This window comes from Leclercia sp. UBA1284 (genome assembly GCF_002308415.1).
GTDB classification, from domain to species: domain Bacteria; phylum Pseudomonadota; class Gammaproteobacteria; order Enterobacterales; family Enterobacteriaceae; genus Enterobacter; species Enterobacter pneumoniae.
Genome location: NZ_DBUS01000006.1, coordinates 193,257 through 206,509 on the forward strand (window position 1 = coordinate 193,257; position 13,253 = coordinate 206,509).

The 13,253-nt window shown below is 55.4% G+C and carries 12 protein-coding genes and 1 other annotated feature; of the genes, 9 read left to right on the plus strand and 3 right to left on the minus strand.

Annotation, left to right across the window (positions count from 1 at the left end; translation table 11 throughout):
• Positions 1-2: 2 nt before the first annotated feature.
• Positions 3-1,196, minus strand: coding sequence for a multidrug efflux RND transporter periplasmic adaptor subunit AcrA (gene acrA / locus B3511_RS04165; RefSeq protein WP_040076872.1), 1,194 nt, complete (start codon positions 1,194-1,196; stop codon positions 3-5).
• A 142-nt stretch (positions 1,197-1,338) separates the two neighbouring features.
• On the opposite strand from acrA, the gene acrR reads away from it, so the two are divergent.
• Both acrR and mscK read left to right on the plus strand, forming a co-directional pair.
• Positions 1,339-1,992 (plus strand): multidrug efflux transporter transcriptional repressor AcrR, encoded by a 654-nt coding sequence (gene acrR, locus B3511_RS04170; protein ID WP_046884432.1) that lies wholly within the window; start codon positions 1,339-1,341, stop codon positions 1,990-1,992.
• A gap of 112 nt (positions 1,993-2,104) precedes the next feature.
• A complete protein-coding gene (mscK, locus tag B3511_RS04175) occupies positions 2,105-5,458 on the plus strand; it encodes a mechanosensitive channel MscK (RefSeq protein ID WP_286777589.1) in 3,354 nt (1,117 codons plus the stop codon).
• Between the two features lie 3 nt (positions 5,459-5,461).
• On the opposite strand, the gene rsmS is transcribed toward mscK, so the two are convergent.
• Positions 5,462-5,623, minus strand: a complete 162-nt coding sequence (gene rsmS / locus B3511_RS04180; protein ID WP_046884430.1) for a pleiotropic regulatory protein RsmS — start codon at positions 5,621-5,623, stop codon at positions 5,462-5,464.
• A 12-nt stretch (positions 5,624-5,635) separates the two neighbouring features.
• Positions 5,636-6,163 carry a primosomal replication protein N'' gene (priC, locus tag B3511_RS04185; protein ID WP_286777590.1) on the minus strand — a complete coding sequence of 176 codons (528 nt, stop codon included), beginning with the start codon at positions 6,161-6,163 and terminating at the stop codon, positions 5,636-5,638.
• Positions 6,164-6,213: 50 nt separating this feature from the next.
• On the opposite strand from priC, the gene B3511_RS04190 reads away from it, so the two are divergent.
• The 7 genes from B3511_RS04190 (at position 6,214) to adk (ending at position 13,158) form a co-directional block, all read left to right on the plus strand.
• Complete coding sequence (locus tag B3511_RS04190) at positions 6,214-6,591, plus strand: DUF454 family protein (RefSeq protein WP_040076868.1); 378 nt, start codon at positions 6,214-6,216, stop codon at positions 6,589-6,591.
• A gap of 152 nt (positions 6,592-6,743) precedes the next feature.
• A complete protein-coding gene (gene apt / locus B3511_RS04195) occupies positions 6,744-7,295 on the plus strand; it encodes an adenine phosphoribosyltransferase (protein ID WP_040076867.1) in 552 nt (183 codons plus the stop codon).
• Between the two features lie 88 nt (positions 7,296-7,383).
• The gene (gene dnaX, locus B3511_RS04200; RefSeq protein ID WP_040076865.1) at positions 7,384-9,318 is read left to right on the plus strand and encodes a DNA polymerase III subunit gamma/tau; all 1,935 of its coding nucleotides are present in this window, start codon (positions 7,384-7,386) and stop codon (positions 9,316-9,318) included.
• Positions 8,648-8,712, plus strand: a sequence feature (DnaX frameshifting element). (Overlaps the previous gene by 65 nt.)
• 53 nt (positions 9,319-9,371) lie before the next feature.
• The gene (locus tag B3511_RS04205; protein WP_032616874.1) at positions 9,372-9,704 is read left to right on the plus strand and encodes a YbaB/EbfC family nucleoid-associated protein; all 333 of its coding nucleotides are present in this window, start codon (positions 9,372-9,374) and stop codon (positions 9,702-9,704) included.
• On the plus strand, positions 9,704-10,309 hold the full coding sequence (recR, locus tag B3511_RS04210) for a recombination mediator RecR (protein WP_286777591.1): 606 nt from the start codon (positions 9,704-9,706) through the stop codon (positions 10,307-10,309). Before B3511_RS04205 ends, recR begins: the two co-directional genes overlap by 1 nt.
• A 111-nt stretch (positions 10,310-10,420) precedes the next feature.
• Entirely contained in the window at positions 10,421-12,295 is a 1,875-nt protein-coding gene (htpG, locus tag B3511_RS04215; RefSeq protein WP_207293127.1) for a molecular chaperone HtpG, read from the plus strand.
• A 218-nt stretch (positions 12,296-12,513) separates the two neighbouring features.
• Positions 12,514-13,158, plus strand: a complete 645-nt coding sequence (gene adk / locus B3511_RS04220; RefSeq protein ID WP_040076861.1) for an adenylate kinase — start codon at positions 12,514-12,516, stop codon at positions 13,156-13,158.
• Positions 13,159-13,253: the final 95 nt, after the last annotated feature.

Below are 13,253 nucleotides of genomic sequence, written 5' to 3' on the forward strand. Positions count from 1 at the left end.
AGTTAAGACTTGGACTGTTCTGACTGGCCAGCGGCCGAAGCTTGTTGTTTTTCGTCAGAGGCAACTTCCTGCGCTTTAACTTGTGCGCCTGGACGTACTTTCTGCAAGCCGGTCACAATGACGCGATCGCCATCTTTCAGACCTTTCGTTACCAGCCATTTATCACCAATTGCCTGAGTGGCAGTGATGTTGCGGGTTTCGACTTTATCTTCTGCGCCAACAACCATTACGCTCGCATCACCGCGCGGTGTACGAGTGACACCCTGCTGAGGTACCAGCAGCGCTGTTGGGTTTGTCCCTTCTTCCAGGTTCGCACGCACGAACATACCTGGCAGCAGCGTATGGTTCGGGTTCGGGAAGATGGCACGCAGGGTAATAGAGCCAGTGGTCTGGTCAACGGTGACGTCCGAGAATTCCAGCGTTCCGGCTTCAGGGAATTTAATGCCATCGCTGGTCACCAGTTCCACTTTCGCTTTACCGTTCTCTTGTTTCAGCGTGCCGTTTTCCAGCTCCTGCTTCAGGCGCAGGAAATCGTTGCTGGATTGGGTGACGTCTACATAAATCGGGTCGAGCTGTTGCACGGTGGCCAGCGCGTTGGTTTGACCGTTCTGCACCAACGCCCCTTCGGTGACGGACGATTTACCGATACGGCCGCTGATAGGTGAGGTGACCTTAGTATAGGCCAGGTTAATACGTGCAGTCTCAACGGCGGCTTTTGCCGCGGTAACCGCCGCACTCGCCTGCTGGGCATCTGCCAGTGCGCTATCATATTCTTGTTGGCTAATGTACTGGGTACCCAACAGTTTCTGATAACGGTTAACCGTCAGCTGTGCGATCTTCGCCGCGGCCTGTGCTTTGGCCAGATCGCCTTTCGCGCTTTCGTAAGAGGCCTGATAGGTTGCTGGATCAATCTGATACAGAGAGTCACCCGCTTTAACATCGCCACCTTCGGTGAAATTACGTTTCAGGATAATGCCATTCACCTGAGGACGAACTTCCGCAATACGGTAAGCGCTGGTACGACCGGGCAATTCAGTTGTTATCTGAAGAGGTTCAGTTTTGAGCGTCACAACGCCAACTTCTGGCATCTGTTGCGCTCCTTGTTGAGCCTGTTTGTCGTCACATCCTGTAAGCGCTAAGCTGCCTGAGAGCATCAGAACGACCGCCAGAGGCGTTAACCCTCTGTTTTTGTTCATATGTAAACCTCGAGTGTCCGATTTCAAATTGATCAATGGATCAAACGTCCACAAACCCATTGCTGCGTTTATATTATCGTCGTGCTATGGTACATACATTCATAAATGTATGTAAATCTGACTCCTGTTAATTCACCAAGGTATGGCACGAAAAACCAAACAACAAGCACTTGAGACGCGACAACACATTCTTGATGTTGCTATGCGCTTGTTCTCGCAACAGGGTGTCTCTTCCACCTCGCTGGCGCAGATTGCGCAAGCGGCGGGCGTGACACGGGGCGCGATTTACTGGCATTTCAAAAATAAGTCAGATTTATTCGGTGAAATTTGGGAGCTTTCAGAATCCAGTATTGGCGATCTAGAGACTGAGTATCGGGCAAAATTCCCTGACGATCCACTGTCCGTTCTCAGAGAAATTCTGGTCTATGTTCTTGAGGCGACAGTTAATGAAGAGCGTCGCCGATTAATGATGGAAATTATCTTTCATAAATGTGAATTTGTCGGCGAAATGGCCGTTGTGCAACAAGCGCAGCGACGCCTTTGCCTTGAGAGCTACGATCGTATAGAACAGTCACTTGTGCACTGTATTAATGCGAAAATGCTCCCCGCCAATTTACTTACCCGCCGTGCCGCAATTCTGATGCGCAGTTATATCTCCGGCATAATGGAGAACTGGCTCTTTGCCCCCCAGTCGTTCGATTTAAAACGCGAAGCGAGGGACTATGTAGAGATTCTGCTGGAGATGTACCAGCTCTGCCCCACGCTGCGATCCAGCCCCGATATCTTATCCGCCTGAGTAGCCAGGAATTTTCCTGGTCGAAAGCGTTGGCGCTATTCCGCTTCCGGTTGCCGTGATATTCTTCACGCCTAACCAATTTGGCCATCCATTGCACAGCATACCAACCACTATGTCGCACTTCACTCGCAGGCAAAATCCGTTTTTTGCTTTGGTTTTGTTCATACTGTTCTTCTTTATAACTTCACACACGGCGTTTGCCCGAGCCGCTAATGGCACCGACACGCCAACCCGGGCAGATCTGCAAAGCCAACTGGATGCGTTAAGTAAGCAGAAAGACCTTTCGCCGCAAGATAAACTTGTTCAGCAAGACCTGAACGAGACGCTGGAAACGCTCGATAAAATCGAGCGTATTAAAGCCGAAACCACCCAGTTGCGTCAGAAAGTGCTTCAGGCACCTGAAAACATGCGTAAGGCGACCGAAGGGTTAAACGCCCTGAGTGATGTAGATAACGACGCTGAAACACGCAAAACCCTGGCGACGCTCTCTCTGCGCCAGCTTGAATCACGCGTGGCCCAACTGCTGGATGATCTGCAAACCGCCCAGAGCGATCTCTCGACGTACAATAGCCAACTGGTTTCACTGCAGACACAGCCAGAGCGCGTGCAAAACGCTATGTATACCGCCTCCCAGCAGCTGCAGGAGATCCGCAATCGTCTGAACGGCACGGCGGTGGGCGAAACCGCGTTACGACCGACCCAGCAGACTTTGCTGCTGGCACAGCAAACGCTATTGAACGCGCAAATCGACCAGCAACGTAAGAGCCTGGAAGGGAATACCATCCTGCAGGATACGTTGCAAAAACAACGTGATTACGTCAATGCCAACATCAACCGTCTGGAACACCAACTGCAACTGCTGCAGGAGGCGGTTAACAGTAAACGCCTGACCCTGACCGAGAAGACAGCACAAGAAGCCGTCACACCGGACGAGACCGCCCGTATACAGGAAAACCCGTTGGTGAAGCAGGAGCTGGAGGTGAACCATCAGCTCAGCCAGCGTTTGATCAATGCTACCGAAAACGGCAACGCCCTGGTTCAGCAGAACATCAAAGTTAAAAACTGGCTGGATCGCGCCCTGCAGTCGGAACGCAATATTAAAGAGCAGATTGCGGTTCTGAAGGGCAGTCTGCTGCTCTCCCGTATTCTCTACCAGCAACAGCAAACATTGCCTTCAGCCGATGAACTGGAGGATATGACCAACCGCATCGCCGACCTGCGTCTTGAACAGTTTGAGGTGAATCAGCAGCGCGATGCGCTCTTCCAGAGCGACAGTTTTGTCGCCAAAGTGGAAGAGGGGCATACCAGCGAAGTGAACGATGAGGTGCACGATGCGCTGCTGCAGGTGGTGGATATGCGCCGCGAGTTGCTTGACCAGCTGAACAAACAGCTGGGGAATCAACTGATGATGGCGATCAACCTGCAGATCAATCAGCAACAGCTGGTGAGCGTATCGAAGAGCCTGCAAGAGATCCTGACCCAGCAAATCTTCTGGGTGAATAGCAATAAACCCATGGACTGGGAGTGGATCAAATCCTTCCCCGCCACCCTGAAAGATCAGATCAAGGCGATGAAAATCACCGTGAACTGGGAAAAAGCATGGCCTGCCGCCGCGATTGCGTTTCTGGCCGGACTGCCGCTGTTGCTGATTGCGGGCCTGATTCGCTGGCGTCTGAACTGGCTGAAAAATTACCAGTCGAAGCTGGCGCATGAAGTCGGGCAGTTGCGTAACGATAGCCAGATGCACACGCCGAAAGCGATTCTGATTGATTTGCTACGTGCCTTGCCCATCTGCCTGGTGATTCTGGCGGTAGGGCTGATTCTGCTCACTATGCAGTTGAATATTAGCGATCTGCTGTGGGCCTTTAGCAAGAAACTGGCGCTGTTCTGGCTGGTCTTTGGCCTGTGCTGGAAGGTACTGGATAAAGACGGCGTGGCGGTGTGCCACTTCAATATGCCGGAGAAACTGACCAGCCACTGGCGTCGTCAGATTGTTCGCATCAGCCTGGCGCTGCTGCCGCTGCACTTCTGGTCAGTAGTGGCGGAGCTTTCGCCATTACACCTGATGGATGATGTCTTAGGCCAGTTTGTGATTCTGTTCAACCTGCTGTTGATCGCCGTACTCATGTGGCCGATGTGCCGCGACAGTTGGCGCGATAAAGAGTCGCACACGATTCGCCTGGTTACGGTGACTATACTGTCGATCATCCCGCTGGCGTTAATGGTGCTGACCGCGACGGGCTATTTCTATACCACGCTGCGCCTCTCCGGGCGCTGGATTGAAACCGTCTATCTGGTCATCCTCTGGAATCTGCTCTACCAGACCGTGCTCCGCGGCCTGAGCGTTGCTGCGCGTCGTATTGCGTATCGCCGCGCACTGGCGCGCCGCCAGAACATGGTGAAAGAGGGGGCGGAAGGGGCCGAGCCGCAGGAAGAGCCGACCATCGCGCTGGAGCAGGTTAACCAGCAGACATTGCGTATTACTATGCTGGTGATGATCGCCCTGTTTGCCGTCCTGTTCTGGGCAATCTGGTCTGACTTAATCACCGTATTTGCTTACCTCGATAGCATAACCCTGTGGCACTACAACGGTACCGAAGCGGGCGCGGCGGTGGTGAAAAATGTCACCCTGGGTAGCCTGCTCTTTGCGCTGGTCTCGTCGATGGTGGCCTGGGCGCTAATTCGCAACCTTCCGGGCCTGCTCGAGGTGCTGGTGCTCTCGCGCCTGAATATGCGCCAGGGGGCGTCGTACGCTATCACCACTATTCTCAATTATGTGATTCTGGTGGCGGGGGCGATGACCGTCTTCGGCTCGCTGGGGGTCTCCTGGGATAAACTCCAGTGGCTGGCAGCGGCCTTGTCGGTAGGTCTGGGTTTTGGTCTGCAGGAGATCTTCGGTAACTTCGTCTCCGGCCTGATTATTCTGTTCGAACGCCCGGTGCGCATTGGCGATACCGTGACTATCGGCACCTTCTCAGGCACCGTCAGTAAGATCCGTATTCGTGCAACAACCATTACCGATTTCGATCGCAAAGAGGTGATCATCCCGAACAAGGCCTTCGTGACGGAGCGTCTGATCAACTGGTCGCTCTCTGACACCATTACGCGCGTTGTGATTCGCCTCGGTGTCGCTTATGGTTCGGATCTCGATAAGGTGAAAAAAGTGCTGCTGAAAGCGGCGATGGATCATCCGAAAGTGATGCACGATCCCGAGCCATCGGTCTTCTTCACCACCTTCGGGCCAAGTACGCTCGATCATGAGCTGCGTTTATATGTCCGTGAGCTGCGTGACCGAAGCTACACAGTGGATGAGCTGAACCGCACGATCGACCGTCTGTGCCGTGAAAACGACATCAATATCGCCTTTAACCAGCTTGAAGTTCACCTGCGAAATGAGAAGGGTGAGGAGCATACGGAAGTTAAGCGCGACGTTAAGGGAGACGATCCTACCCCCGCGCAAGCATAATACTTAACCCTCTCCCGCTCCGGGGGAGGGTAATTTCCCCTCAAAATCCCGTCTGACAATATCCAGCGCTTTCAATACCGTCTCGGCCGGGATGGCGTGGTTTTCCAGCAGCATAATTAAATCCACAGCCAGTTTGACTTCATCCGGTGCACTGTCGAGCGACATAGGTCTCTCCTGTTATCGGGTTAATTGCGCGATGACGCGCTCAATTTCGTCCAGCGCCTGGCGACAGCGCAGCAGGCGTCCATCCAGTGCGGTGATTTCGCGCAGCAAACGCTGCTGCTCTTCCAGAGTTTGCGCCGCGTTCAGGCGCGCTTCGCGATCGCGTTTCATGTCATGCAGACGGCGTTCAAACTCCTGATGTTCCAGCCGCTTACGCTGCCATTTCTCGCGGCCGTGGCCGGGGCTATCCCATGCCCTTAGCGGCCAGGCGGCAATTTCCCGGTGCAGGGCGGCAATCTGTTCTGTCAGGTGTTCAGCCAGCCAGGCCACCTGGGCGGTCTGCTCTTTTTCTACCGCATGACGGAGTTCATCCAGATTGTGCTGCGCCTCGGCCAGATAATCCTTCATCACTGTGCTGCGGCTACGAAACAGTTGCCTGTCAAAACGCGGTTTGAGTGTGGCGTGCTGCATCAGCGGCCTGGCCTGCTCGTGCAGGGCCGTCAGCTGCTTTTGCAGCGTCTGTAAAAGCAAGGCTGTTTTCAATCCGCTCTCCAGTGGTACAGTAGCCATTCAGTTTGATAACGATTCGCATTATGCAGCGTACTATTCTAATCATCATTGGCTGGCTTGCGGTAGTGCTCGGCACCCTGGGTGTCGTATTACCTTTATTACCGACGACCCCCTTTATCCTGCTGGCGGCCTGGTGTTTCGCCCGCTCGTCGCCGCGTTTTCACCACTGGCTGCTCTGGCGCTCGTGGTTTGGTGGCTATTTGCGCCACTGGCAGCAATACCATGCTATGCCGCCGGGCGCCAAACCCCGGGCCATCGCCGTGATACTTATTACGTTCGCCATTTCATTATGGTTGGTGAAAATGATGTGGGTGCGGATCCTGTTGCTGGTGATATTGAGCTGCCTGCTGATATTTATGTGGCGGATCCCGGTGATTGACGAAAAGCAACAAAAGCAATAATGGTCTGCAATGGCAGTTGCAATTCTCGCGCGCAGCCAGTAAATTCGACCGTTTTCGAGCACAGGCACGCCTGGTTAAAGGATAAACAAACTCTCCTTTAGCCGTTTCGACGCGCGCCGTGAGTAACACCGTTTTTTATCAGGCATAAACTTATGACCGCAACTGCGCAGCAGCTTGAATTTCTCAAAAACAGTATCAAAAGTATCCAGGACTATCCAAAGCCTGGCATTCTTTTCCGCGACGTCACCAGCATGCTGGAAGACCCGAAAGCGTACGCCCTCAGCATTGAACTGCTGGTAGAGCGTTTTAAAGACGCCGGGATCACGAAAGTGGTTGGCACCGAAGCACGCGGTTTCCTGTTTGGCGCTCCGGTTGCGCTGGCGCTGGGCGTCGGTTTTGTGCCGGTACGTAAACCGCGCAAACTGCCGCGCGAAACCATTGCCGAAAGCTACGAGCTGGAATATGGCACCGATCAGCTGGAAATCCACGTGGATGCCATTAAACCGGGTGACAAAGTCCTGGTTGTGGACGATCTGCTGGCAACCGGCGGTACCATTGAAGCGACCGTGAAGCTGATCCGTCGCCTGGGTGGCGAAGTGACCGATGCTGCGTTCATCATCAACCTGTTCGATTTGGGTGGTGAGCAGCGCCTCGAAAAACAGGGCATCACCAGCTACAGCCTGGTGCCATTCCCGGGTCACTAATCCCTCTCCCACAACCTCGCCCATTGGGTGAGGTTGTGTTAGCATTACCTCCCTGTTTATCCACCTTCCAGCGTTGCAGAGCCTGCCCATGAGTTATCAGGTGTTAGCCCGAAAATGGCGACCCCAAACCTTTGCTGACGTTGTCGGCCAGGAACATGTGCTCACCGCCCTTGCGAATGGTTTATCGCTAGGACGCATTCATCACGCCTGGCTCTTCTCCGGCACGCGCGGCGTGGGGAAAACGTCCATCGCCCGTTTGCTGGCGAAAGGTCTCAACTGCGAAACCGGCATCACCGCCACGCCGTGCGGTGTATGTGACAACTGCCGCGAGATCGAGCAGGGGCGGTTTGTCGATCTGATCGAGATCGATGCCGCTTCGCGCACCAAAGTCGAAGATACCCGCGATCTGCTGGATAACGTTCAGTACGCCCCGGCCCGTGGTCGCTTCAAGGTCTATCTGATCGATGAAGTGCACATGCTTTCGCGCCACAGCTTCAATGCGCTGTTAAAGACGCTGGAAGAGCCGCCTGCGCACGTGAAATTCCTGCTGGCGACTACCGATCCGCAAAAGCTGCCGGTAACGATCCTCTCCCGCTGCCTGCAGTTCCACCTGAAGGCGCTGGATGTTACGCAAATCCGCGATCAGCTGGAGCGCATTCTTACTGCCGAACAGGTTGAGCATGAGCCACGTGCCCTGCAACTGCTGGCTCGCGCCGCCGACGGTAGCCTTCGCGATGCGCTGAGCCTGACCGATCAGGCCATTGCCAGCGGTGATGGCAAACTCTCCACCGAGGCGGTCACCTCCATGCTGGGCGCTCTCGACGACGATCAAGCGCTGTCGCTGATCGAAGCGGTGGTTGCGGCGGATGGCGAACGCGTGATGTCGCTGGTGAATGCCTCTGCGGCCCGCGGCGTCGAATGGGAAGCCTTGTTGGTTGAGATGCTGGCGCTGCTGCACCGTATTGCGATGGTTCAGCTTTCACCCGCCGCGCTCGGCAGCGATATGGCTGCTATTGAGCAGCGCATGCGCGAACTGGCCCGTACCGTCCCGCCAGCGGATGTACAGCTCTACTATCAGACGCTGCTGATCGGCCGCAAAGAGCTGCCGTTCGCGCCGGATCGTCGGATGGGCATTGAAATGACGTTACTGCGTGCGCTGGCATTCCACCCGCGCATGCCGCTGCCTGAACCCGAAGTTCCCCAGCAGTCGTTCGCCCCGGTCGCGCCCACGGCGGTACTCACGCCGACGCAGACCGCACCGCAACCCTCGGCTCCGCCTGCGCCACGCCAGGAGGTGCCGCTGTCGGATGCCACCAGTTCGGTGCTGGCTGCCCGTAGCCAGTTGCAACGTGCTCAGGGAGCATCTAAACCAAAAAAGAGTGAACCGGCAGCGCCAGGCAGAGCGCGGCCGGTGAATAACGCCACGCTGGAACGCCTGGCATCGGTTACCGAGCGCGTGCAAAAGCAGCCATCTGCGGCCAACGCTGAGCAAAAAGCGCCGGCGAAGCCAGAGGCTTACCGCTGGAAAGCGACGACCATAACCGAAGAGGTGAAGGTTCAGGTCGCGACCCCGAAGGCGCTGAAAAAAGCGCTGGAGCATGAAAAGACACCGGAGCTTTCGGCGAAGCTGGCTGAGGAGTCGCTGGCACGCGATGAATGGGCCGCAGAGGTCAACAAACTGAAGCTGCCCAAGCTGGTGGAGCAGGTGGCGCTCAACGCCTGGCGTGAACAGGAAGAGAATCGCATCTGTCTGCATCTGCGCCCGGGTCAGCGACACCTCAATTCTGCCAGCGCGCAGCAGGTATTGACTGAGGCGCTCAGCACATTACGGGGTGCGCCGGTTGAATTGACCATCGTTGAAGATGATAATCCGGCGGTGCGCACGCCGCTGGAGTGGCGTCAGGCGATTTATGAAGAGAAACTCGCGCAGGCGCGTGAGTCAATTATCGCGGATAATAACATTCAGACTCTGCAGCGCTTCTTTGATGCTGAGCTGGATGAAGAGAGTATTCGCCCCATTTGATCGTGAGTTTGGCTTACGGTTGTCCTGTTTAACGTGAAAGAAGAGAGAAGCCTATGTTTGGTGGTAAAGGCGGTCTGGGTGGTCTGATGAAGCAAGCCCAGCAGATGCAGGAAAAAATGCAGAAGATGCAGGAAGAGATCGCGCAGATGGAAGTCACGGGCGAATCGGGTGCCGGTCTGGTGAAAGTGACCATCAACGGTGCGCATAACTGCCGTCGCGTTGAAATCGACCCAAGCCTGCTCGAAGATGACAAAGATATGCTGGAAGATCTGGTTGCGGCAGCTTTCAACGATGCCGCTCGTCGTATCGACGAAACCCAGAAAGAGAAAATGGCCTCTGTCTCCTCCGGAATGCAGTTGCCGCCAGGCTTTAAGATGCCGTTCTGATGCAAACCAGTCCGCTGCTCACGCAGTTAATGGAAGCCTTGCGCTGCCTGCCGGGTGTAGGCCCGAAGTCAGCGCAGCGCATGGCGTTTACGCTCTTGCAGCGCGATCGTAGCGGCGGGATGCGTCTGGCGCAGGCACTGACCCGCGCCATGTCAGAAATTGGTCACTGTGCAGACTGCCGTACCTTTACCGAGCAGGAGGTGTGCAATATCTGTACGAACCCGCGTCGCCAGGAAAACGGCCAGATTTGCGTGGTGGAGAGTCCTGCGGACATCTACGCCATTGAGCAAACCGGGCAGTACTCTGGTCGCTATTTCGTGCTGATGGGGCATCTGTCGCCGCTTGACGGTATCGGTCCGGGCGATATTGGCCTTGATCGGCTTGAGCAGCGACTTGAGTCCGAGACCATCAAAGAGGTGATCCTCGCCACCAACCCAACGGTGGAGGGGGAAGCCACCGCCAACTATATTGCCGAGCTGTGTGGGCAATATGGCGTTGATGCCAGCCGCATCGCCCACGGCGTGCCGGTGGGCGGCGAGCTGGAAATGGTGGACGGCACCACGCTGTCACACTCCCTGGCCGGACGACACAAGATTATTTTCTGACCAAACGGAGGCGGCGTTCACCGCCTCCGCTTGAAAACTCCCCCCCTTATCCCCATCTCTCACTCAACGTTTTTACCACCCCATTAAATGGCATTGTTGAGGTCGACTTAGATGAAAGGACAAGAAACCCGCGGTTTCCAGTCAGAAGTAAAACAGCTTCTGCACCTGATGATCCATTCCCTGTATTCCAATAAAGAGATCTTCCTGCGCGAGCTGATTTCCAACGCCTCGGATGCGGCGGACAAGCTGCGTTTCCGTGCGCTCTCAAGCCCGGATCTGTATGAAGGTGACGGCGATCTGCGCGTACGCGTCTCGTTTAATAAAGAAAACCGCACCCTGACCATCGCCGATAACGGCATCGGTATGACTCGCGATGAAGTGATCGACCATCTCGGTACCATCGCCAAATCCGGTACCAAAGCGTTCCTCGAGTCCATGGGCTCCGATCAGGCGAAAGACAGCCAGTTGATCGGCCAGTTCGGCGTGGGCTTCTACTCGGCGTTCATCGTGGCGGACAAAGTCACCGTGCGTACCCGTGCGGCAGGCGAAAGCGCTGAAAATGGCGTGTTCTGGGAATCTCAAGGCGAAGGCGAATACACCGTTGCCGATATCACCAAAGCGGATCGCGGGACCGAAATCACCCTGCACCTGCGTGAAGGCGAAGATGACTTCCTGAACGACTGGCGCGTGCGCTCAATCATCGGTAAATATTCCGACCACATCGCGCTGCCGGTTGAGATCGAAAAACAGGAAGAGCAAGACGGTGAAACCGTCGTCTCCTGGGAAAAAATCAACAAGGCGCAGGCGCTGTGGACGCGTAATAAGTCTGAGATCAAAGACGACGAGTACAACGAGTTTTACAAGCACATCGCCCACGACTTTACCGATCCGCTGACCTGGAGCCACAACCGCGTGGAAGGGAAGCAGGAGTACACCAGCCTGCTGTACATCCCGGCGCAGGCACCGTGGGATATGTGGAACCGTGATCACAAGCACGGCCTGAAGCTGTACGTGCAGCGCGTGTTCATTATGGACGACGCCGAGCAGTTCATGCCGAACTACCTGCGCTTCACCCGTGGTCTGATTGACTCTAACGACCTGCCGCTGAACGTCTCCCGTGAGATCCTGCAGGACAGCACCGTGACCCGCAACCTGCGTAACGCGCTGACCAAACGTACGCTGCAGATGCTGGAAAAACTGGCGAAAGACGACGCAGAAAAATACCAGACCTTCTGGAAACAGTTCGGTCTGGTACTGAAAGAAGGCCCGGCGGAAGATACCGCTAACGTTGAAGCGATCGCTAAATTGCTGCGCTTTGCCTCCACGCATAACGACTCCTCCGCGCAGACCGTGTCGCTGGAAGAGTACGTCTCCCGCATGAAGGAAGGGCAGGAGAAGATCTACTACATCACCGCCGACAGCTACGCCGCGGCGAAGAGCAGCCCACACCTGGAACTGCTGCGTAAGAAAGGCATCGAAGTGCTGCTGCTGTCTGACCGCATCGACGAATGGATGATGAACTACCTGACCGAGTTCGACGGTAAATCCTTCCAGTCCGTTGCAAAAGCTGACGAGTCTATCGATAAGCTGGCAGACGAAGTGGATGAAAGCGCGAAAGAAGCCGAGAAAGCGCTGGAGCCGTTCGTTGAGCGTGTGAAAACCTTCCTGGGCGATCGCGTGAAAGAGGTGCGCTTCACCCACCGTCTGACCGATACCCCGGCGATTGTGACCACCGATGCCGATGAAATGGGCACTCAGATGGCGAAACTGTTCGCGGCGGCGGGCCAGGCGATGCCGGAAGTGAAATATATCTTCGAGCTGAACCCGGATCACCCGCTGGTGAAACGCGCGGCGGATACCCAGGACGAAGCACGCTTTGCCGAGTGGGTTGAGCTTCTGCTGGATCAATCCCTGCTGGCCGAACGCGGTACGCTGGAAGATCCTAACCTGTTCATTAAACGTGTGAATGCGCTGCTGCTGGCGTAACAATTTCCCTCACCCCCGCCCTCTCCCACAGGGAGAGGGTGTAAAAGTTCCCTCTCCCTGTGGGAGAGGGGTAGGGTGAGGGCAACAGACCACACTCCGCCAAATAATCTCCCCCATTAACCGTTTCAGCCGTCCCGCCTTCCTTGAGCCACATCCGTTCTGATGGTATTGTTTAGCGCTTTTGAAAAATTGAACCAACTTTTGAGGGGATTTTCGCAATGCGTATTATTCTGCTTGGCGCTCCGGGCGCGGGTAAAGGAACTCAGGCTCAGTTCATCATGGAGAAATACGGTATTCCGCAAATCTCTACCGGTGACATGCTGCGTGCCGCTGTTAAATCTGGCTCCGAGCTGGGTAAACAGGCGAAAGACATCATGGACGCAGGCAAGCTGGTCACCGACGAGCTGGTTATCGCCCTGGTGAAAGAGCGCATTGCGCAGGAAGACTGCCGTAACGGTTTCCTGCTGGACGGCTTCCCACGCACCATTCCGCAGGCTGATGCCATGAAAGAAGCGGGCATCAACGTGGACTACGTTCTGGAGTTCGACGTTCCAGACGAGCTGATCGTTGACCGTATCGTTGGTCGTCGCGTGCACGCTGCCTCTGGTCGCGTTTACCACATCAAATTCAACCCGCCGAAGGTTGAAGGTAAAGACGATGTGACCGGCGAAGAGCTGACCACCCGTAAAGACGATCAGGAAGAGACCGTGCGTAAACGCCTGGTGGAATATCATCAGATGACCGCGCCGCTGATCGGCTACTACTCTAAAGAAGCGGAAGCGGGTAACACCAAATACGCGAAAGTTGACGGCACCCAGGCCGTTGCTGATGTCCGTGCAGAGCTGGAAAAGATCCTCGGCTAAGTGCACGTTTCTCACCCGGATCTCCGGGTGAGAAAAATTCTCATCCCACCTATTACAGCAATGGGTTTCGTTTACCCACATTTCCGCTACAATTG